At 62.0% G+C, this 22,184-nt stretch carries 11 protein-coding genes, 1 tRNA gene and 1 pseudogene; 8 read left to right on the forward strand and 5 right to left on the reverse strand.

What is annotated here, in order from left to right; translation table 11 throughout:
* Positions 1-244: 244 nt before the first annotated feature.
* Together QP752_RS00490 and QP752_RS00495 are read right to left on the reverse strand one after the other, a co-directional pair.
* A complete protein-coding gene (locus QP752_RS00490; RefSeq protein WP_070363242.1) occupies positions 245-1,042 on the reverse strand; it encodes a YwiC-like family protein in 798 nt (265 codons plus the stop codon).
* 355 nt (positions 1,043-1,397) lie between these two features.
* A complete protein-coding gene (locus QP752_RS00495) occupies positions 1,398-3,734 on the reverse strand; it encodes a DEAD/DEAH box helicase (RefSeq protein WP_284803948.1) in 2,337 nt (778 codons plus the stop codon).
* Between the two features lie 158 nt (positions 3,735-3,892).
* On the opposite strand from QP752_RS00495, the gene QP752_RS00500 reads away from it, so the two are divergent.
* Positions 3,893-4,096, forward strand: coding sequence for a cold-shock protein (locus QP752_RS00500; protein ID WP_070363240.1), 204 nt, complete (start codon positions 3,893-3,895; stop codon positions 4,094-4,096).
* A gap of 220 nt (positions 4,097-4,316) precedes the next feature.
* On the opposite strand, the gene QP752_RS00505 is transcribed toward QP752_RS00500, so the two are convergent.
* Positions 4,317-4,943, reverse strand: coding sequence for a DedA family protein (locus QP752_RS00505; protein ID WP_070477320.1), 627 nt, complete (start codon positions 4,941-4,943; stop codon positions 4,317-4,319).
* Between the two features lie 157 nt (positions 4,944-5,100).
* On the opposite strand from QP752_RS00505, the gene topA reads away from it, so the two are divergent.
* The gene (gene topA, locus QP752_RS00510; RefSeq protein WP_284803950.1) at positions 5,101-7,953 is read left to right on the forward strand and encodes a type I DNA topoisomerase; all 2,853 of its coding nucleotides are present in this window, start codon (positions 5,101-5,103) and stop codon (positions 7,951-7,953) included.
* A gap of 9 nt (positions 7,954-7,962) precedes the next feature.
* On the opposite strand, the gene QP752_RS00515 is transcribed toward topA, so the two are convergent.
* A complete protein-coding gene (locus tag QP752_RS00515; RefSeq protein ID WP_070975175.1) occupies positions 7,963-9,489 on the reverse strand; it encodes an adenylate/guanylate cyclase domain-containing protein in 1,527 nt (508 codons plus the stop codon).
* 47 nt (positions 9,490-9,536) lie between these two features.
* Here QP752_RS00515 and QP752_RS00520 point away from each other — a divergent pair, with 47 nt between their 5' ends.
* From QP752_RS00520 to QP752_RS00545, 6 genes and pseudogenes are all read left to right on the forward strand, one after another.
* The gene (locus QP752_RS00520) at positions 9,537-10,730 is read left to right on the forward strand and encodes a DNA polymerase III subunit delta' (protein WP_256365690.1); all 1,194 of its coding nucleotides are present in this window, start codon (positions 9,537-9,539) and stop codon (positions 10,728-10,730) included.
* Positions 10,731-10,779: 49 nt separating this feature from the next.
* Positions 10,780-10,852 (forward strand) — tRNA-Thr (locus QP752_RS00525).
* Positions 10,853-11,460: 608 nt separating this feature from the next.
* Positions 11,461-17,652 carry a G5 domain-containing protein gene (locus QP752_RS00530; RefSeq protein ID WP_070363234.1) on the forward strand — a complete coding sequence of 2,064 codons (6,192 nt, stop codon included), beginning with the start codon at positions 11,461-11,463 and terminating at the stop codon, positions 17,650-17,652.
* Between the two features lie 582 nt (positions 17,653-18,234).
* A complete protein-coding gene (gene rhuM / locus QP752_RS00535; RefSeq protein ID WP_256060123.1) occupies positions 18,235-19,290 on the forward strand; it encodes a RhuM family protein in 1,056 nt (351 codons plus the stop codon).
* 766 nt (positions 19,291-20,056) lie between these two features.
* Positions 20,057-20,191 (forward strand): annotated as a pseudogene (locus tag QP752_RS00540) (alkaline phosphatase); the annotation flags it as partial.
* A 164-nt stretch (positions 20,192-20,355) separates the two neighbouring features.
* The gene (locus tag QP752_RS00545) at positions 20,356-21,225 is read left to right on the forward strand and encodes an alkaline phosphatase (protein WP_284804318.1); all 870 of its coding nucleotides are present in this window, start codon (positions 20,356-20,358) and stop codon (positions 21,223-21,225) included.
* 14 nt (positions 21,226-21,239) lie between these two features.
* Here QP752_RS00545 and QP752_RS00550 read toward each other — a convergent pair whose 3' ends face one another.
* Positions 21,240-21,899, reverse strand: coding sequence for a hypothetical protein (locus QP752_RS00550; RefSeq protein WP_070477328.1), 660 nt, complete (start codon positions 21,897-21,899; stop codon positions 21,240-21,242).
* Positions 21,900-22,184: the final 285 nt, after the last annotated feature.

Consider the following 22,184-nt stretch of genomic DNA (forward strand, 5'->3'; position numbering starts at 1 on the left):
CCTCGTCCACTCAAGGATTTCGTTTCCTAAAGCTGGCTTAATCCCTATCTCCTCAGGAAGATAGAACCCTAGGTTTTTAGGCTCAGAGACTACTAGTTCTTTAGACGGCCATAAAGAGCTTGGATGGCTATACTCTGGACGAAGCAGAATTTTTCGAGAGGACATAAACTACAGTATCCCAGCTTTACCGCCAGAGAAGCGGAAGATCTGTGATACACCCTGCTCAATCTGGTCAGGCGCCGCTCTATCCGGTGAGCAGCACCCCAAGTGCCGCGAGCGCCGCCAGGACGCACGGCACAACCTCCGCCTTGCCGATGTCCTTGGCAGTCCACCGCTTTCCGCGACGCGCGCTCAGTGGGAAGTACACTGCGCGGGCCAGCGCCAACACCAGTACCGCAACCATCCACCAACCGAACCCAACAAGGACGGTATATACGACCATCACCACGATTGCCACCACGTGGTAGCCGATACTGAACGCCAACATGGCGCTGCTGCCGCGGTCACGCACCATTGTCTTGACCAGCGGCACCGTCCCGGTGAAGTAGAGCGCCAAAAACGTCGTCGCGACGATCGCCGGGCTGGACCAATCAGTCGGCAACCCGGCTAGGTGCGCGATCACCGCGACCAGTAGTGCGGAGGCGACCGTCGTCGCTGCGCCACTGGCCAGCGAGCGCGGTCTGCGTTGCAGTGTTTCCCACACAGCGATGCCGACCAGTGGGGCGTAGCACCACGCCCACCTGAGCACCGACGGATCCTGCATGACCACGATCGCTACCGCGACCAGCGAGATCGCTCCGTAGGTGAGTACTGGCGGCATGTACTGGCGGCGCCGCTCCACAGTGCGTGCCCGGGCCGCCTGGCCGAACGTGAAGAACGCGCAGTATCCGATAAACCACGCAATCAACAACCACACGATCGCGGCCGGGAAGCGCTCGGTGCCGAACGCGACGCCGAGGGTCCCCACAATGGCGGGGGTGAGCGCCATTGCCCACGCGCCGTGCTGGTTTGGGATCCACATGCGGAGTGTGCGTTTATCCATGCCCCGCAGTGTATCAATCAAAAGGACTATGATTAAGCTGAAAACCAGTAACCCCGGCGATTTACTCCTACTTTCGTAGTGCAGGGATCGTTCCGGGGCTTTCGAGGTAAAGGATAGCATTTCCGCTCGCTAGGGGCTGTGATGGATTTTGGTGCGTGCTGCGCCAAGGTGTGCACCAAAATCCCGCTTTTCGGGATGGCGCCGTGGCGTTTCCCCAGGTCGCGACCCCTGCGCAAAGGGATTTGGTGTCACCCCAGCAGAACCGAGTGACAAAGGACGCAACCCACTTTTTGCGACCTGGGCTTTTGCCGGATTCGGCCGACCGGATTGCGTCCTTTGTCACTCGCTCCCCGATCTATGCACCAAATTCCCGGTTTTCTGCGTCCACGGATGACGCCTTGCTCAGGAGCCCCAACACCTTCAGCGCCGCCTGCTTATCCAGCGGCTGATTCCCGTTGCCGCACTTTGGAGACTGGATGCAGGACGGGCAGCCGTGCTCGCACGGGCAGGACTCCACTGCGCCGTAGGTGGCGGTGATCCACGTGTGGAAGCGGGCGAAGCCTTCGTCGCTCATGCCGGCGCCGCCGGGGTGGCCGTCGTACACGAACACTGTGGGCAGCAGTGTGTCTTGGTGGAGGGCCGTCGATACGCCGCCGATGTCCCAGCGGTCACACGTGGCGATGAGCGGCAGCAGCCCGATCGCCGCGTGCTCCGCGGCGTGCAGCGCGCCGGGCACCTCGCCCGCGCTGATGCCTAGCGAGTCCAGCACCAGGGGGTCGATCGTGTAGGCCACCGCTCGGGTCTCCAGGTGCTGCGCGGGCAGGTCCAGCGGGATGTGTTCGCTGACCGAGCCGTCCGCCAGGCGGACAACGTAGCCGGTGACGCGGTCGGTGACCTCGACGTCCACGCTGGCCACCCACACGCCCTTCGCCAGCTGGTGGGTCTCGTGGGCCTCGCCCAGGATGCGGATGTCCGTCGTGGAGCGGGCGCGGGTGGTGTAGTCGGGCTGCGCGGGCTCCACGAGCGCAACGTAGTCGTCCAGGTTGAGTTCCTGCACCACGAAGTGCTCACCCTGGTGCACATACACGGCGCCCTCGTGGACCTGGGTGAGGGCGCGGGCGGCATCGATGGTGCCCAAAAGGCGACCGTCGCTGACGTCCACGATCATCACCTCGGCGCCAGCACCGCCGCGGATAGAGACGGTCACCTCCGCGTCAGGTGCGGGGAACCAGCCGCGAGGGCGCTTGCGCAGCAGGCCCTCCTCGCACATTTGCTCCACCACGTCGTGGGCGCCGAAGTCGTCGACGTCCTTCGAGGTCAGCGGGCGCTCGTGTGCTGCGTGGTAGAGGTGGCCGCGCAGGATGTACGGGTTCGACGGGTTGAACACGCTGCGCTCCACTGGGCGGCCCAGCAGCGCCTCGGGGTGGTGCACCAGGAAGGCATCCATCGGCTCGTCGCGGGCAACGAGCACCACCAGCGAGCCCTGCCCGCGGCGCCCCGCCCGGCCCGCCTGCTGCCGAAACGACGCCACCGTACCCGGATAGCCAGCCATCACCACGGCGTCGAGTCCGCCGACGTCGATACCCAGCTCGAGCGCGTTCGTCGTCGCCATGCCCAGGATGTCGCCCTCGTCCAGGGCGCGCTCCAGCGCACGCCGGTCTTCCGCCAGGTAGCCCGCCCGATACGCCGCGATCCGCCGCGCAAAATCTGGCCGCCCCGCAGCACTCAAATCCTCCTGCGCGCGCATCGCCACAATCTCCGCGGCCGGCCGCGACCGCACAAACGTCAAGGTCCGCGCCCCCTCACGCACCAACCACGCCATTATCGATGCCGCCTCCGTCGTCGCCGCATACCTCACCGGGGCACCGTGCTCACCCTCCGCGCCCTCGATGAAACCCGGCTCCCACAACACCACGGTGCGCTCACCCGTCGGCGCCGTATCCACATCCACCGCCCGAACCGGCCTGCCACACAGCAGCTCGGCGTGCTCCGCCGGGGCCGCCGACGTCGCCGACGCAAACACCAACGTCGGCTCTGAACCGTACGCGCGGGCGAGGCGAAGCAGGCGTCGAAAAACGAGGGACACATTGGCGCCGAACACCCCTCGATAGGTGTGCGACTCATCTACCACGATGAAGCGCAGGTGGCGCAGCAGGCGCGCCCACCGCTCATGCGAACCAAGGATGCTCGCGTGCAGCATGTCAGGATTCGTGAACACGAACCGCGACTGATCGCGAATCGCACGCCGCGCATCAACCGGCGTATCACCGTCATACGGCGCCGGCGTAACCCCAGGTAGATCCTTCGTCAAGGCAAGTGTCGCCTGCAACTGGTCCGAACCCAACGCCTTCGTCGGCGTGATATACAGCGCACACGCCCGCTCGTCCGCCGCCAACGCAGACAGCACCGGCAGCTGATACCCCAACGACTTACCTGACGACGTCCCCGTCGCCACCACAACGTCCTCACCCCGCCAAGCCGCCTCGGCGCACTGCTGCTGATGGCGAAACAGCCGCTGCACACCGCGCTCCTCCAGCGCGTGACGCAGCGCCGGATGCACCCACTCGGGCCACTCGCCGTACTCCGCCGGGCGCGCCGGAATCTCCTCCACGTGCGTGATCGTGGAGTGGGGGAACTGCTCGCGAAGCCCGCGAACGAGCTCGCCCCCAAAAGAACAAAAATCCTGCTTCATGACACAGCAAAGTATGCCAGTTTGTGGCACACTGGTTGGCAGTAACAAATTTTGTGCGCGCCTTCAACGGTGCTCGCGAGGGATTGTTTACGCGGGCGCCAGGACATCAGCCCTGGTGGACGGCTTCATTTATCCATCTTTTGAAAGGGAACACACCAATGGCTACAGGCATCGTGAAGTGGTTTAACGCAGAAAAGGGCTTCGGCTTCATCGCTCCAGACGACGGCTCCGCCGACGTCTTCGTCCACTACTCCGAGATCCAGGGCAGCGGTTTCCGCACCCTCGAGGAGAACCAGAAGGTCGAGTTCGAAATCGGCGAGGGCGCCAAGGGCCCACAGGCCCAGCAGGTCACCGCTCTCTAATCTATCTAGGTGCATGCCCCGGCTCCGGCCGGGGTTTTTGCTTTTGAGTTCCATTCACGTGGCAGTGCCAATAGACGCAATTCCTTCCGGGGGATTCGAGAAAAGCCCAGGTCGTGAAAAGTAGGGTGCGTCCTTTGGCACTGACTCCTGTTTACTAGCACCAAATTCCCTCGCCGAAATTAGCCACCTGGGAAGCACGCGCCGCCAGCACAGCCAAGACCTACACGGCGGAGACGCCGCGCCGGACGTCGAAAAGTTCGAAGATGTAGGACTGGATGCGCTGCATGATCCAGCCGACGAGGGCGCCGAGGGCGATGCCGACGATCATGCCGAGGAGGGGGAAGTCGGAAAGGAGGGAGCCGCCGGCGTAGCCGAGGCCGACGGAGAGGCAGGCCCAGATGATGACGCCGATGGTGTCGTAGAGGAAGAAGGCGAACCAGTTGTAGCGCACGCTGCCCAGCACGATGGTGGCAACCCAGCGTGCCCAGGGTAGGAACCTGGCGACGAGGACGGTGATGCCGGCGCCGCGGTTCATGTTGCGGCGCACCCAGTCGATGGCTTGGCCGGCTTTGGAGTTGGGGTCGAGGCGGTCGACGACGTGGATGAGGCGTCCGCCGAGGAGGAAGCAGATGTTGTCGCCGATGATGCCGCCGATGATGGCGGCGGCGATGATGCCCCACGCGTTGGGGACGCCTTGGGATGCGGAGAAGGCGCCGGAGAGGTTGAGGACGGTTTCGGAGGGGATGAGGGGGATGAGTGCGTCGCCGAGGATGAGGAGTATGACGAGTGGGTAGAAGAGGGGTGTGCCCATCAGGGTGTGGAGGAAGCCGATGAGGGAGTCGATCATCTGGGGTTTTACCTCCTTGGGTGCCCGATGGTGCTCATGGGGGTTCAGTGTAGTTGGTGGGGGTGAAAACGAGGAGTTGTAGGGTTGCTATTCATATTGTCTGATACAACTTATGTGAGTTAACGAACATAGTTCTTGAAGTGAGGTGTCACGAAGCGTGGCTGAAGACGGCAAGACCCTCGTCATCGTGGAGTCCGCGACGAAGGCGAAGAAGATCCAGAAGTATCTGGGGAGCGACTACATTGTGGAAGCTTCCGTGGGGCACATTCGTGATCTTCCGGGCCGCGCTGCTGACATCCCTGCGAAGTACAAGAAGGAACCGTGGGCGAAGTTGGGTGTGAATCCGGAGTCTGGGTTTGCACCTATATATGTTGTCAGTCCTGACAAGAAGAAGAAGGTCGCTGACCTGAAGGCGAAGTTGAAGCAGGCGGACAGGCTGCTGCTGGCGACAGACCCGGACCGTGAGGGTGAGGCGATCGCGTGGCACTTGCTGGAGACGTTGAAGCCGAAGGTGCCGGTGGAGCGCATGGTGTTCAACGAGATTACGGAGTCGGCGATTCGGGAGGCTGCGGAGAATACCCGCGAGCTGGATATGGATCTTGTCGACGCCCAGGAGACCCGTCGCATTCTGGACCGGTTGTATGGCTACGAGGTTTCTCCGGTGTTGTGGAAGAAGGTCATGCCGAGGCTGTCGGCGGGTCGTGTGCAGTCGGTGGCGACGCGTGTGATTGTGGAGCGTGAGCGCGAGCGCATGGCGTTTATCCCGGCGGAGTATTGGGATGTGACTGCGACGTACGGTGGGGGTACGGCGTTTGATGCGAAGCTTGTTGCGATTAATGGTTCGCGGATTGCGCAGGGCAAGGACTTTGATGATCGCGGTCGGCTGAAGGGGTCGGCTGAGGGGATTGTGGTCGTCGATAAGCAGGTGGCGGAGGAGCTTGCTGGGGCGCTGAAGGGCACCTCGATGACGGTGAGCAGCGTGGAGGACAAGCCGTACAGCCGCAAGCCGTACGCACCCTTTATGACGTCCACTCTGCAGCAGGAGGCCGGGCGGAAGTTGCGCTTTACGTCGGCCCGTACGATGCGTATTGCGCAGCGTCTGTACGAGAACGGCCACATTACGTATATGCGTACGGACTCGACGTCGCTGTCCCAGCAGGGCTTGTCGGCGGCGCGAGCTGCGGCGACGGAGCTGTACGGCGCGGAGTACGTGGCGGACAAGCCGCGTATCTACGACCGGAAGGTGAAGAACTCGCAGGAGGCGCACGAGGCGATCCGCCCTGCTGGTGAGCGTTTTGCTACGCCGGGGCAGCTGTCGAAGGTGCTGGACGCAGAGGAGTTCAAGCTCTATGAGCTGATTTGGCAGCGCACGGTGGCCTCCCAGATGGAGAACGCCCGCGGGAACTCGACGAAGGTGACGGTCGCGGGCGACTTCGATACCGAGTTTGCTGCGACCGGCCGCACGATTACGTTCCCGGGTTGGCTGCGCGCCTACTCGGACACCCGCGACAGTGAGACGCACTTGCCGCAGCTCACCGCTGGCGACGAACTGCCGACCACCGCGATTTCGGCGGATGGACACTCCACGAACCCGCCGGCGCGCTACACGGAGGCGAGCCTGGTGAAGAAGATGGAGGACTTGGGGATTGGGCGTCCGTCGACGTATGCGTCGATTATTAAGACGATCCAGGACCGCGGCTACGTCTTCTCCCGCGGCAACGCGCTGGTGCCTAGCTGGGTGGCGTTTTCTGTGGTTGGGCTGTTGGAGAACAACTTCGACGCCCTGGTGGACTACGACTTCACGTCCTCGATGGAAGACGAGCTTGATGAGATCGCGCACGGCAACGAGGACCGCACCCGCTGGCTGACTAGCTTCTACTTCGGCGACGCCGACGCCAGCGACAACACCGCTGAGGCGATTGCGCGTCGCGGTGGTCTCAAGCACATCATTGAGGACAACCTCGAGCGTATCGACGCCCGCCAGGTCAACTCGCTGAAACTCTTCGACGACGCGGAGGGCCGCGCCGTCAACGTGCGCGTGGGCCGCTACGGGCCGTACATGGAACGCCAGGTGGGTGTCACCGCCGAGGGCGAGCCGGAGTACCAGCGCGCCAACATCCCGGAGGCGACCACGCCTGATGAGGTCACCCTGGAGCTGGCGGAGAAACTGTTCGCCACCCCGCAGTCGGGCCGTGAGCTGGGCGTGAACCCGGCCAACGGGCGCACGGTGGTGGCCAAGGAGGGCCGCTTCGGCCCGTACGTCACGGAGCAGCTCGGCGACGACGAGCTGGAGAAGGCGCAAGCCCACGCCGAGGAAATCATCGCCGAGGAGCGTGCCGCCGAGGACAAGCAGCGCGCTGAAGAAGGCAAGCGGAAGAAGAACTGGGACACCAAGACTGCCGCGAAGCAGAAAGAAAAGCGCATGACCGAGCTCGTCGACGAGCAGCTCAAGCCCGCGACGGCGTCTCTGTTCCAGTCGATGGACCCGGCCTCTGTCACGCTTGAGCAGGCGCTGCAGCTGCTGAGCCTGCCGCGCGAGGTGGGCGTCGACGATGGGGAAGTGATCACGGCGCAGAACGGCCGCTACGGCCCGTACCTGAAGAAGGGTTCCGACTCGCGCTCCCTGGCCAGCGAGGAGCAAATCTTCAGCATCACGCTGGACGAGGCACGCCGCATCTACGCGGAGCCGAAGCGCCGCGGGCGCGGGGCGGCGAAGGCGCCGCTGAAGCTGCTCGGCGACAACGACGTGTCCGGCAAGCCGATGTCCATTAAGGACGGCCGCTTCGGACCGTACGTCACCGACGGCACTACCAACGCGTCCCTCCAGCGTGGCGATACCCCGGAGACCATGACGGACGAGCGCGCGAACGAGCTGCTGTCCGCGCGCCGGGCCCGCGAGGCGGAGAACCCGAAGCCAGCCAAGAAGGCCGCGCGCAAGACCACGCGGAAGAAGGCAACGAAGAAGACGACGCGCAAGAAGGCGACGAAGAAGGCCGCGAAGCGCTCGTAAGCGGGGCGGCTAGTAGCGGTCCGCCAGAGTGGAGCGCACCGGGCGGGCCAGCTGCGTCATGCGGTTGCGCCCGCGCAGCTCCACGGACTTCATGAGCGTCCAGCGCTGCTGCTCGACCTCGTTGGCGGCGCGCAGGGTTGCGGCGTTGGTGAGCACGCAGCCCGGGGTGTCCTTGGCCAGCTCGGTGAGGCGGGCGGCGGCGTTGACGGCGTCGCCGATCACGGTGTATTCGAAGCGGTCGGAGCCGCCGATGTGGCCGGCGACCACGTGCCCGGAGGCCACCCCGATGCCTGCCTGCAGTTCCAGGCCCGCCAGTTCGCGGCGGAGTTCGCGGGCGGCCTGGAGGGCGTGGGAGGCGGCGTCGTGGATGGAGACGGGCGCACCGAACACGGCCAGCGCGGCGTCGCCCTGGAACTTGTTGATCACGCCCTTGTTGCGGTGCACCACCTCAACGACGATCTCGAAGAAGTTGTTCAGCGCGGCCACGACCTGCTCCGGGGTGTGGTTGACGGCGAAGGTGGTGGAGCCGATCACGTCGATGAATACGACGGCCACGCGGCGGTCCTCCCCGCCGAGCTCCGGCTTCTCCTCGAGCGCCTTCTGGGCGACCTCGGTGCCGACGTAGCGGCCGAAGATGTCTCGGACGCGCTGGCGCTCGTTGAGGCCGCGCATCATCTCGTTGAACCCGGCTTGTAGTACGCCGATTTCGGAGCCGTCGTAAATGTCGACCTGGGTGTTACGCTCCCCGCGGCGCACCTTATTGATGGCTTCCTGCAGCTCCTTGATGGGGTCCACCACGCTCATGATGGCGAACGCAGTGCCGATGAAGCCGGTGGCCAGTGCGGTGAGCGTCAGCGCGAGCACGGCAGGCATGAGCTCGCCGGGGCGGTTGTAGAAGAAGCCGTGGCGCTGCGCGAAGAACAGGGCGAGCACTCCGAACATTGGCACGGCGGAGGTGGTGAACCACGTCAGGTATAGGCGGTGCTTGATCGGCGGCTCCAGGGTGGAGTCCTCGAAGCGCCGCGCGAGTGCCGACGCCGCCACCGGCCGCACCAGGCGCTCTGCCTGCAGATATGTCATCACGGCAGTGACGAAGCACGCCAGCGACGTAGACCCTAAGGTCACGATTGCCAGCTGGTGGTCGATGCGCCAGGCGGCCACAGTGATGATCATGATGCCGATGGCCCACACCCCGACCACGATCACGGTCTGCAGCACCGGGATGCGCATGACCAGGTTGCGCACCATGTTTGGGTCGTGGTCATCGGGACTGAGCTGCCACTCCAGCACCGGCCGGAACAGGAAGAAGGTGACCACGATGCCCACGAAGATGGCAAAGCAGAAGTAGGCCGCGCCGAGGAAGCCGAGGCTTTCGTCGTGAATGTTGAGTTGCTGCACCTCCCGCATGGGGATGAGGAAGCGCACGAACAGCATGATCAGCACGGCGCCGAGCACGTTGGTTCCGAGCACAGTTGCGGCGTAGAGGGGCCACGAGGTGCCCCACAGCCATTTGAAACTGCGCCAGAATCGTTCCATGCTGTAACACTTTAGCGGGTTTTCGCCCTGCTGTACGCTTGGGGCTTGTGCCTACCGTGAGTCAATTACTTGCCGACGCCCCCTCCGTCCAGCAGGTCATCATGAACGCTGCCGCGGCCGCCCGGGGGATCGGCGATGCCCGCGCGATGACGCACTCCTGGCTGTTCACGGGGCCTCCCGGTTCGGGGCGTTCCAACGCGGCGCTCGCGTTCGCGGCTGCGCTGGTGTGCACGGACCCTGACGAGATCGGCTGCGGGCGCTGCAAAGGCTGCCGCGACGCGCTGTCCTCCCAGCACACCGACGTCATGCACGTGGTGCCCAAGGAACTCACGATTAAGGTGAAGGAGACCCGCGAGTACATCGCGCAGGCCGCCCGCATGCCGACGGTCGCCCCCTGGCGCGTCCTCATCATCGAGAACGCCGACCGCCTCGGCCAGGACGCCTCCGACGCGCTGCTGAAAACGGTGGAGGAGCCCCCAGCCCACACCGTGATTATCCTGTGCGCGCCGTCGACGGACCCGGAGGACTTCTCCCAGACGCTGCGCTCCCGCTGCCGGCACCTCTATATCCCCGCGCCCTCCGAGGACGAGGTGGTGCGCATCCTCATGCAGGAGGAAGGCGCCACGGAGTCTGACGCCCGCCTCGCCGCCGCCACCACCCTGCGACACGTGGGCCGGGCGCGACGAATGGTCAACGACAAGTCCGTGCAGATCCGCCGCGCCCAGGCGATCAACCTTGCCGAGCTGGTCTTCCACGGCGCCCAGGCCTTTCAGGCCGTGGCCTCCCTGGTAAAGGCCACGGAGAAAACTGCCGTCGAGGACTACGCCGAGGAGGACGCCGAGGAGCGCGCCAAACTCGAGCAGGCCCTCGGTGTCGGCGCGAAGGGCAGGGGAGCGGCGAAGGCGCTGCGCGGGGCGTCCGCCTCCGTCAAAGCGCTCGAGGCGAGCCAGAAAGCGCGCGGCACCCGCCGCAAGCGCGACGTCTTCGACCTCATCCTCGTGGACCTCGCCGGTATCTACCGCGACGCCCTCGCCGTCCAGTCCGACGCCCAGGTCTCACTGACCCACCCCGACTTCCAGCCGCTGGCCGCCGAACTCGCCGAGAAGGTCCGCCCCGAGGGGCTCGTGGCGTGCCTCGACGCCATCGCCCAATGCCGACTGCGCCTCCAACAGCAAGTGAGCCCCGTCGTGGCGTTCAACGGGATGCTCGGCCACATCCGCCTCGCCTGCGAAGCCCGCTGACCTGGTAGTTTCGTGGATTCTTGGCGGTGCTGTAATATTGTGCAGCGTTGCCACCTTAGCTCAGTCGGCAGAGCGTCTCACTCGTAATGAGAAGGTCGCGAGTTCGATTCTCGCAGGTGGCTCAGGGAAAACCCCAGCTAGAACACGGTTTTAGCTGGGGTTTTGTTATGCGCGGGTGTCAAAGCCCATCGTCTCCCGTACCAGCGCGTTCGTTGGAATTATTTCAGATGACCACTTCGACGACTTGGTAAAACGTTACGAGAAAGCGCAGAAAGCCTGGGCCGGGACCAAAATAGTTCGCGGAACCGGGAACCTTTTGCAGTCGAACCGGTCAGCGACAGCGTGCCCTGCTACGAAACCTTAGCGTGACTTATATTCATAGGTATAGGGCACATTTAGCGTGCTTTCTGGTGTGTGGTAGGTCTCGCCCATGTATCGCCGCCCTCTTTGCTCACTCCCTGTTTCCACCACTGCAGATGCCAGTCTGGCGAGAAAAATAAACGCACCCCCGCCCGTACGGAAAATGCGAATACGCGGGGTGTTTTTCTGGTTTCATGGACGTTCGCGGTGGGGGTGCTGTGAATTCTATATCGACATCCGTTATACCTATTCACTAGAATAGATAGCTATCTACTGCTGGAAATACCATGTCAGTGGCACTTTTACACCAGATTCAGGAAGCTGGTTGTTTTTATCAGTTTCTTCTGAAGCAATTATGAGGAGTAAATTAATGGCCGAATCATCTCGGCGTTTACGTAAGTCAACGTCTACTGGCATCGCGGCGACATCCGCGATCGCGCTCGCACTCGGAGGCTTGAGCGTCGTCGCCCCTGGCCCGCTGGCGCCGCACGCTGTGGCCGCCACCATGTCCGGCGGTATCCGCGAGAAGTCCGGCGCGGTGGAGAAGGACGCCCAGAAGGCCTCTGACCTGCCGGCCGGCTCGTGTGTTATCGAAAGTGTCGAGCCGGATGGCAGTCAGGCTGGTTTCAGCTGGAACACCCTGGAACCAAGCGGGAGCAGCCCCTCGAAAACCCGGTGGGGCTTGAGTGTCTCCTTCGATAACTCGAAGGACCGCACGTTCGCTGATTGGAGCTTTACCAATTCAGGCCTTATGGGCGGGTACCTCGATGCGGCTCAAATTCCCGCCATGGATGCGGGTCTGACCCTCGTCGACAAGGTAGTCACACACAAAGCCGACGAAACCCTCGTGATTGATGGCTCTGGGCGACAGCGAAACCTCAACCTTGTCGCGAAACTGACCGATGCGAAAGTCAAGCAGTTCGCTGAGGCCACTGCCGCGAACCCGGTACGTTACGCCTGGCAGGGTGACTATAAGCAGGAAAACCCTAAAGGACCAAGGGCAACCCAGGGAGGCAGCGTGCTCTTCACGGCCGTCGTAAACCCGTGGCCGAGCGAGAACATTGAATGTAACCCGATCACGGTGTCGTGGGATACTCCCGATGTATCCGAGAACCACGTGATTGTCCCTGGAGAAGTATCCAAGGTCGGTAAGATCAACGTTCCTGCTGTGACCGGCGGTGGCACGGATGACTCCATGTCCCGCATGGTCGTGGAAGCCTACGACGGCAACGGCAAGTTCATCGGCACCACGGACCCGGCAGCATCCGGCGGCGAGCAGCTCCTGCGTATCGACAGCAAGACCGGCGATATCTACTTCACCTGGCCCGAGTACCGCGGTACCGACCTGGCAACTGACAAGAACGTGAACTTCTCCGTTCTGGCGAAGCCGCGTAACGTGGACCAGCTCCAGGCCGCTGGTGAGAACAACAATGAGTTTGGCACCACTCAAGTCTTCGACAGCTCCAACTCGCTGACACGCTACAACAAGGCGAACGTCATCGGCTCCCAGGCGTTTTCCCTGGATAACACGGATGAACATAACCCTCGGTATGACAAGGTTGACGCCACGATCATTTCCGGCGTCGATAGCGCTACCGGACCGCTGGCTACCGAGCCGCAGAGGGTCACCTTCACCCAGACCCCTGACCTGATCAAGGAGCTGGCGAAGAAAAAGGGCGACGGCGGTTTCGAGGCGAAGGTCGCCCTGGATAAAACGTACGTCTACGAGGGCTGGACCGTCGAGATGGACGAGGACTACAACGTCACCGTCACCGCACCGGAAAACCCGAAGCCAGGCACCTTCGCGCAGCCCAAGATCACGCTGGAGTACTCCAACGGCTCCACCGATGTTCTCCAGCTCTTGGTGGTCGTTGACCCGAACAACACCCAGGTCACCGACCTGGTACGCCCGGGGCTGACCAAGGGCAAAATCGGTGAGGACCTCACCGCGCAGGTGGGCACCAAGTCCATCATGAAGGGCCACAAGCCAGTCCACCCAGCAAAGTTTGAGGTTGACCCGGACACCGTACCGTCCGGCTGGACCGTCACGGTCGATGCGACCGGCAAGGTCACCGCGAAGGCAGACGATTCTGTTGCGCCGGGCACCGTCATCACCCCGAAGGTGAAGGCCACCTACCCGGATGGCACCGACGATGAGATTGAGACCCAGTTCCAGGCGATCGTGGACATCAAGGTCCCTGAGTACGATACGGTGACCAACAAGCCGAACGCCAAGGTCAGCCTGATCCCGAACGTTCCTGAGCGTGGCCTCAGCGGTAACACCTCTGACGAGGTTCCGAAGCGCTACACCTTCGAGAACGGTCAAACCACGATTACCCTCACAAGTAAAGAGGGCAAGACGTGGACCGTTAAGATTGACGAAAACACCGGCAAGATCACCACGACCATCCCAAAGGATGCGCCGGAAGGCGACATCCTGGATGTACCGGTTCTCGCCTACTACGATGGCGCTGACCCGCAGAAGGTGAAGGGCACCGTCGTTGTGATCAAGGGCGACGTCGCCCCGCAGTACAACGTGCAGGTCACCGGCCCGAACCAGGCTGTTGACCACCAGGTAACGGGTGCGCCGCAAGACTCGACGTACTCCTTCGGTAACGACGAGGACGGCAATCCGGTAACGGAGCAGGAAGTCGACGGCTGGAAGTACACCATCGACCCGAAGACCGGTGTTGTGTCTTCCACCCCGCCGGCAACCGCTAAGCCGGGTGACAAGAAGACCATCACGGTTACGGTCCAGACTCCGGACGGTTCCCGCCCAGAGGTCCCCGTCACCACTGTGGTGAAGCACACCAACAGCTGGGAAGCTGAGCCGGTATACCCCGTGGAAACCGTCTACCCGGGTGAAGCTGCAACGTTGCCAGTTGATCTTCAAAAGCCGGAGGACGTCAACGTCGCGAAGGAAAACCCCTACAAGCTGGGCGATGTTCCGGCTGGTTGGAATGTCAGCATTGACGACAATGGCCAGATCACTGCAACCGCACCTGCGGATGCAAAGCCGGGCACGCAAGTCAAGATTCCGGTCACCGTGACTTACGAAGACGGTTCTACGGATATTGCATACGCCGTCGTCAACGTCCTCGGCCTTCCGACGCGTGAAGTACCGTTCAATGTCGAGTACAAGTACGACGACTCCATCCCTGCCGGCGAGTACAAGGTTGAAACCAAGGGCAAGCCGGGCGCAGAAAAGATGCACAAGGACGGCACCTGGGAGCGCACCACGGAGCCGACGAACGAGGTCGTCGTCATCGGCACCAAGCCTGCCGAGAGTGCCAAGGACGTGACTTGGACGGCACCTACTCCGTTCGAAACTGAATTGCGAGAGAACCCGGAGCTGAAGCCGGGCGAGGTCAAGGTTGTCCAGGAAGGTGTTCCGGGAGAGAAGACCTACACGGCCAAATTCACTTCCAAGGGTGATGAGGCCACGGTTACCCCGGAGGAGAAGGAGACCAAGACTCCGGTCAAGCAGATCATTGAATACGGTCCTGGCGTTGCTCCGAGCGAGCTCGTGACCACTGTGAAGAAGCCAGTGCCGTTTGAGACCGAAGTTGTCTTCGACGACACGCTCGCGGCAGGTGAGCAAAAGGTGGATCAGGCGGGCAAGCTCGGTGAGGACACCGTGACCTCCACGCAGAAGCTTGTTGACGGTAAGCCTTCCGGCGACCCGGTCGTGAAGACTGAGCGCACCGCGGAGCCCACGAAGCAGATCATCCGCGTCGGTACCAAGACCGCCGGTGAGACCAAGAAGACCGTTGAGTCTGAGGTTCCATTCGGTGTGAAAATCGAATACGACCCGAACATGCCTGCTGGCAAGTCCGAGGTAGTCACCGAAGGTAAGCCGGGTAAGAAGACCACCACAGTGACCCAGAAGGTCACCAACTCCCAGCCGGATAGCGAAGCTACCGTCGAGGAGAAGGTCACCGAGCAGCCTGTCGATCAGGTGATCAAGGTCGGCACCAAGCCGTCCGAGACCTCTGAGAAGGTCGAGTGGAAGGCGCCAGTTCCGTTCGAGGTTGAGACGCGTCCGAACAAGGATCTGAAGCCGGGTGAGATCAAGGTCGTCCAGAAGGGCGTCCCTGGCGAGAAGACTTTCACGGCTGACTTCACCTCCAAGGGCGACGATTCTTCCGTGAAGCCTGAGGAGAAGCAGACCAAGGACCCGGTCAAGGAGATCATCGAGTACGGTCCGACCACTCCTGACCAGACGCTGACGTCGACAAAGACACGCGAGGTCAACTACGAGACCGAGTTCATCGTGGACAACACGGTGCCGGTCGGCCAGACCAAGGTCGAGCAGGAAGGCGAGAAGGGCGAGGAGCTGATCACCTCGACCCAGAAGATCAAGGATGGCAAGCCAGACGGCGAGCCGAACATCACCGTCGAGCAGACCAAGGCACCGAAGAAGAAGATCGTCCGTGTCGGTTCCATGACCAATGGCACGTACGAGCTGGAAGAGAAGCTGCCGATCCCGTTCGACACCGTCGTTGAGTACGACCCAGAGATTCCGGCTGGCGAGTACAAGATCGTCACCAAGGGCCAGCCTGGTGAGAAGACCACCAAGATCACCCAGACGATCGAGAACAGCAAGGTTGTTGATGCCAAGCGCGGCGAGACGACCAACTCTGAGCCGGTCACCGAGGTCATCAAGGTCGGTACCAAGCAGGCAACTGCATCCGACAAGGTGGAGTGGAAGGAGCCAATTCCGTACCCGACGGAGCTGCGCCCGAACTTGAACCTTGCCCCGGGTGAGGTGCGAGTCGTCCAGCAAGGTAAGGACGGCGAGGCAACCTTTACCGCGACATTCACCGGCACCAACGGTGAGGCCGCCAAGACGGAGGAGACAGCTCGCACCGAGCCGACTCCGCGGATCGTCGAGTTCGGCCCAGGCCTTGAGGACGACAGCGTCGTCTCCAAGACCACCCGCCTGGTCGAGTTCGAAACCGAGATCGTCGAAGACCCGAACCTTGAAGAAGGCAAGCAGGTCATCGAGCAGGGCGAGTTCGGCGAGGAGGTCGTCACCTCCACGCAGAAGCTTGTCGACGGCAAACCATCCGGCGAGCCTGTGGTGAAGACCGAGCGTACGAAGGAGCCGAAGAAGGCGATCATCCGCGTCGGCACCAAGAAGCCTGCGAACCCAACACCACCGACCGATGAACCGGAGCAACCGACGCCTCCGACCGATGAACCAGGGCCGTCGATCGATCCGAAGGAAGTCGAGCTTCCGTTCACCACGAAGATCATCTACGACGAGACGCTCGAGCCTGGTCAGGAAATCGTGGACCAGGAAGGCGCAAACGGCAAGGTTGAGGTGACCGTCGAAAAGGGTCAGCCTTCGGTGAAGGTCGTGAAGGAGCCAGTCGAGAAGATCATCCGTGTTGGCACCAAGCCACCTGCGGATATCGAGTGGAATGAGCGAATCCCGTTCGAGGTGAAAGTCAAACTTGACCCAACCATCGAGGCTGGCAAGCACAAGGTCGAGCAGGAAGGCAAGCCAGGCCTGGTCCACCACAAGTCTGACGGCACCGAAGAGACCGTCGTGGAGAAGCAGGACCACGTTATCCTCATCGGCACCAAGAAGCCGGGCAACGATCCGGAGAACCCGGATCAGCCTGAGCAGCCGACGCCTGGTGGCGACCTGGAGATCAAGGTCCGCTACACCACCCGGATTGTCTACGACCCGAACCTGAAGCCAGGCGAGGAAGTCGAAGACGTTGCGGGTAAGGACGGCCGTTACACCATCAAGGTTGTCGACGGCAGCCCCGTCGCCGAGATGGTGGAGAAGCCAGTTGAGCGCGTTGTTCGCGTTGGCACCAAGCCACCGGCGGGCACCGGCTGGACTGAGGAGGTCGCCTACGACTACGAGGTCGTTGAGGACTCCGAGCTCGAATCGGGCAAGCACGAGGTTGTGCAGCCGGGTAAGCCTGGTCAGCGCATCCATAAGGAAGACGGCAGTGTCGTCGAGGTTGCTCCGCAGAAGCTGATCATCAAGGTCGGCACGAAGAAGAGCCCAACCGACCCGACCGACCCGTCGAAGCCAACCGAGCCTTCGACTCCTGCAGAGCCAGGCGCCAACGCCTCGTCCGAGAAGGCGAAGCGCTGTGCCGCGAACGCGTTCGCGGTCAACAGCCCGCTGCTGTGGCTGCTGCCAATCGGCCTCCTTGCTGGTATCGGCTACGGCGTGAACGAAGCGTTCGGTCCGCAGCTGCAGCAGGCTGGTGCTGAGCTGAACGCCCGTTTCCAGGAGTCCATGCCAAAGCATGACTGGGGCCACGGTCAGCAGGGTCGCCGTCACGAAGACCCGGAGTGGGTCCGTGAGTTGCGTGCGAAGGCAGACGCCGTGAACCGTCAGTTCGCTGGCTACGGCGAGCAGCTGCGCCCGCTGGGTATCGCGCTTGGCGCGATTGCCGCGGTCAGCATGCTGGGTGTTCTGATCGCCCAGGCCTGTGAGGAGGACGGGTTCAATAACGGCTTGACCATCCTCGGCTCGTCGAAGGGCGACACGCCTGCCGACAAGGCCAAGGCTGGTTCTTCTGAGCAGAAGTAAACCGCGCAGAGTCGAATGAAAGGCGCCACCCACACCGGGTGGCGCCTTTTGGCGTTCCGGAGCGGATAACACCTACTAGGAATTGCTCAACCTGTGACAGGCAAGGGCGAATCACAGAGTGCAGGGCGAAAGAAAGCGCCAGAGGTTCAGGAAGACCAAGACAAAAGGCTAGAGGCTGTCCGCAAAGACGAACCTAAGTCGGCGAGACCGCTCGAGACACTGCGAGCTGGTGTACAGAACCCATCCCAGAGTGAGCCAAAGCCCCGGAATTGGGGAGAACACCTGGATTGGAACAGGCACAAGTTTGCTCAATGGCTCGTTGTCGGCACGCTTGTTGCGACCCTAATCTTTCAGTCATCGAATACGCGTGGCCACGTGAGGACCAGACGTTTGCCGGTACCATAGACGTCTTCCAGATCATTGCCACTACTGCACTTGGGTATGTGTTTGGACGATCTGAGAGGAAGAACGATGGCGAAGGCACGCGCTAACTGCCCTCCGACCCTGCGCCTCGGCTTTCGTTAATCACATGTGCCGGTACCATTGGCGGTTATTAATCCAGAGGAACCGCAAAGGAGCGTCATGCCAGAGGAATACGAGATTGAGAAGTTTGAAGATTCGCTCGGAGAGTTCATCGTCTACCGCACAGAGGATGACGAAACGGAGGTGCATCTCAAGCTTCGTAACGGCTCTGTCTGGATGACCCAAGGGGAGATGGCCGAGCTGTTCGATATAGGGGTGGCCACCGTCAGCCGCCATCTCAAAACAATCTTTGAAGACGGGGAGCTCAAACGCCCGGCAACTGTTTCATATTATGAAAGAGTTGCCCTTGAGCGGGGAAGACAGGTCACTCGGAGATTGGAACACTACAACCTCGATGCCATCATGGCGGTCGGCTACAAGGTTCGTGGGCGGCGCGGGGCACAGTTCCGAAACTGGGCGACGGAGGTGCTTACAGAGTACTTAGTCAAGGGCTTCGCGATGAACGACGAAAAGCTCAAGGACCCTACTGGTGCCGACTACTTCGACGAACTGCTGGAGCGGATCCGCGACATCCGTGCCTCGGAGCGACGCTTCTACCAACAGATCCTTGAAGTCGTGGCGACGGCAACGGATTACGACAAGGATAATTCGGCACAACGAAACCTCTTCGCTGCTCTGCAGAATAAGCTCCACTTTGCGGTCGCAGGCCAAACGGCCGCGGAAATCCTCGAAACAAGGTGCGACCCAAGCCAGCCAAATATGGGGCTAACATCTTTTGCCGGTAAGAAGGTGCGCAAAAAGGACGTCACGATCGCAAAAAACTACCTCGAAGAGGGAGAGATGCGCACGCTGAACCGGCTCACCACAATGTACTTGGAGCATGCCCAGCTGCAGGCAGAGCGTCGTAAGGCGATGACACTCAAGGATTGGATCGAGCAGACGGACAAATTCATCCAGTTCAATGACTATCCGGTTCTCGAAAATTCAGGGCGAGTTACTACGGCAGCCGCCAAGCGCCACGCGGAAGAGCGGTACGAAATTTACGACCGGGCACGGAAAAAAGAACTCGAGGGCATCGAGCTACAGAAACAGATTGAAGACATGCAGCGCATCGAGAAGGAGATTCTGTCCAGCAAGCGACGCCTGGCGCGCTAACCCACATCCGGCACGGCACGTATCCGACCACGCCGGACACTACGAGCCTGCAGATGATCCGCGCGCGGCGCCGCGCCCGCGCCTGCAGCAATCGCCACGGTTACACCCATGTACTTCAACACGCACGTGTCGATGCCACCGAGGCCAGCGTCCTCGCAGTCAACGCCTAGCTGCTGTCAACCGCCATTTCGCAGGCTACGGCGAGCAGTGGCGCCTTTTGGCGTTCCACAACCGTTGAGGGTTTGCTCAGCGTTCACCCAAAATTGCGCCAAACATAATCGGAATGTCTCCGGAAACTCACATTGCTTTCGCAGAATCGATACGTCGCCAACCCGGCGGCTCGAACCAAGTACTGATTCTGTGAAGGAAACTCATGGCTTTTACCAACCCACGTGTCGCCGCTGCAGCAACGTCCGCAGTGGTGGCGCTCGCTGTCGTCGCAACGCCTGCAGACGCCGCTGAACCAAAGGCACCGAAGAACATCATCTACATGGTCGGCGACGGCATGGGCTACAACCACGTCGCAGCAGCCAACCTGTGGCAGACTGGCCAGTCCAAGTGGATGCTCAACGGCGAAAACAGCATCAACAGCATCTCCAACGTCGACGGCAAACCAGTCCAGGCCTTCGAGCAGGAGGACAAGGGCTGGAAGCACACTTCCATGACCACCTTCCAGTACGGCAACGAGTACGACGAAATCAAGGCGTGGAGCGACCGCGACTGGATTAACAAGAACTTCACCGACTCCGCCGCAGCCGCCACCGCCATGGGCACCGGCGTCAAGACGGACAACGGCAAGATCGGCGTCGACCACAAGGGTGAGAAACTGGAGAACACCTCCCAGCGCGCCGTGAAGCAGGGCAAGGCCGCCGGCGTCGTGTCCACTGTGCCGTTCAACCACGCCACCCCGGCAGGCTGGGGCGGCCACAACGAGAACCGCAGCAACTACACCAAGCTCGCCGACGAAATGCTCGGGCCCGACAGCCCACTGTCCGTCATCATGGGCGCCGGCCACCCGCTCTACGACGACAACGCCCAAAAACCGGCAAGTTCAACCCCAAGTACATCACCGAGGAGACCTACAACAAGGTCGCCAACGGCGAAACCGACTGGAGCCTCGTCACCGACCAGGCGGACTTCGAGTCCCTCGCCAAGGCAGCCAACAAGGACGCCAAGAAGGTCTTCGGCCTCGCACCTGTGGCGAACACGCTGCAGCAGGGCCGCGACGGCTCCGACGGCGAAGACAAGGCAAATGTCGGCCCGTACCTGACCGAGTTCAACAAGGGCGTGCCAACCCTGGCCACCATGTCGCTCGGCGCTCTGAACACCCTCAACCAGGACGAAGACGGCTTCCACCTCATGATTGAAGGCGGCGCCATCGACTGGACCGGCCACGCCAACACCATCGGCCGCTCCATCGAAGAGACCATCGACTTCTTTGACGCGGTAGAGGCCGTCGAAAAGTGGGTCGAGGAGAACTCCTCCTGGGAGGACACCCTGCTCATCGTCACCGCCGACCACGAAACCGGCTACCTCGCCGGCCCGCAGGACCCATCCAAGTACAGCGAGCTCAGCGGCGAAAAGGGTGCCAAGCCGGAGCACACCTACAACTCCGACAACCACACCAACCAGCTCGTCGGCTTCTGGTACAAGGGCGCAGGCTCCGACGACATCTACGAAGAGGCCACCAAGCACACCGACAAGATCCGCGGCTCCTACATCGACAACACCACCGTCGCCCGCCTCACCCTGGACAAGTGGTGGAACGGCGAAAAGCCAGCAGACAACAAGAAGCCTGCCGACGGCTCCTCCGCCGACTCCCCGTGGCTCATCGCCATCCTGTCCATCCTCGGAGTCGCCGGTCTGCTGGCTGTGATCGCACAGGCAGCACCATCCCTGGTGGACAACCTGCGCACGCAGCTGCCTAAGTTCTAGCAGCTACTACCTGTCTACATAGGAAGCATCGGCAACTTCACGCCGAGCTTCGGCAACGCGGCAATCAGGCCAATGATCGCGAGCACCGCCGCGATCACGCCACCAACAATCGCCGCCACGTTCAGCTCTGGCTCCGCCGTCGGGTACGCAACATCCGCCTGAGCGCCTTTCGCGCAGGCAGCGGCCGCGGCGGAGTCGGCGTCGTCAAGCATTGCCTGCTTCTCGGCGACCTTCCCAGCTGGCGTGGCGGCCCACGCCTTATACAGCGCCTCATCACTCTTCTCGACGCCAAACGGCACCTCAGCGCGCTTCATCTCCGGACCGACCTGGCGCTTGGCCGGGTCGATGCCCTCGAGCGTGCGTTCCTTCGTCGGCTTCGTCTCCTTCACCGTCTTCTGTGCCTCGGCGTACTTCTCGGCGAGCTTGGTTGGGCGCTTCGTGGCGTCCGGGTAAGCAGTATCCACGGCGGCCACGAAGTCGCGTGCCTGCTCATGCAGCCCAATCGCCTTCGACGCTTCGAACCAGGAGACGACGAAGCGCTGCTCGTCGGCCGAGAGCTGCACAGTGCACATGCCGTCCTTGTCCTTCACGTTCACCGTCGCGGCGTGGGCGGGTGCGGCAATGGTGCCGAGCGCGATCGCAGTGGCAGCAGCGCAGGTAACAATACGTTTCATGGTGTCCTCCTTGAGGTCGAGTGGGTGTACCGGGTGTACGCGATTAGTTTCCGACACCGCACGTTGCGACAGCGTTAACGTGGGAATTCGGGGGTAGGTGGGGGTGGTTTGCGGCTGGTCTCCGGGCGGTTCTCGCTCGGGTCGAGGTGTTCAAGGAGTGCGATGCAGGTCGCGCTTCCTCGCCCCGCGCGGCTGATTTTCGGCGACCAGCATCGCACGCTTCTAAGACCTCGACCGGAACGATTTGGAGCGTCTCATGTGAGGCTGCTACGTGCTAACCCGCGC

Source organism: Corynebacterium sp. UMB10321 (assembly GCF_030228725.1).
Taxonomy (GTDB): domain Bacteria; phylum Actinomycetota; class Actinomycetes; order Mycobacteriales; family Mycobacteriaceae; genus Corynebacterium; species Corynebacterium pseudogenitalium.

What these genes read in the sequence shown, in the direction of transcription:
- QP752_RS00505 (WP_070477320.1), bottom strand. Translation starts at nt 4,943, where the DNA reads ATGATCGACTCCCTCATCGGCTTCCTCCACACCCTGATGGGCACACCC.
- QP752_RS00495 (WP_284803948.1), bottom strand. Translation starts at nt 3,734, where the DNA reads ATGAAGCAGGATTTTTGTTCTTTTGGGGGCGAGCTCGTTCGCGGGCTT.
- QP752_RS00530 (WP_070363234.1), top strand. Translation starts at nt 11,461, where the DNA reads ATGGCCGAATCATCTCGGCGTTTACGTAAGTCAACGTCTACTGGCATC.
- QP752_RS00500 (WP_070363240.1), top strand. Translation starts at nt 3,893, where the DNA reads ATGGCTACAGGCATCGTGAAGTGGTTTAACGCAGAAAAGGGCTTCGGC.
- rhuM (WP_256060123.1), top strand. Translation starts at nt 18,235, where the DNA reads ATGCCAGAGGAATACGAGATTGAGAAGTTTGAAGATTCGCTCGGAGAG.
- QP752_RS00550 (WP_070477328.1), bottom strand. Translation starts at nt 21,899, where the DNA reads ATGAAACGTATTGTTACCTGCGCTGCTGCCACTGCGATCGCGCTCGGC.
- QP752_RS00490 (WP_070363242.1), bottom strand. Translation starts at nt 1,042, where the DNA reads ATGGATAAACGCACACTCCGCATGTGGATCCCAAACCAGCACGGCGCG.
- QP752_RS00515 (WP_070975175.1), bottom strand. Translation starts at nt 9,489, where the DNA reads ATGGAACGATTCTGGCGCAGTTTCAAATGGCTGTGGGGCACCTCGTGG.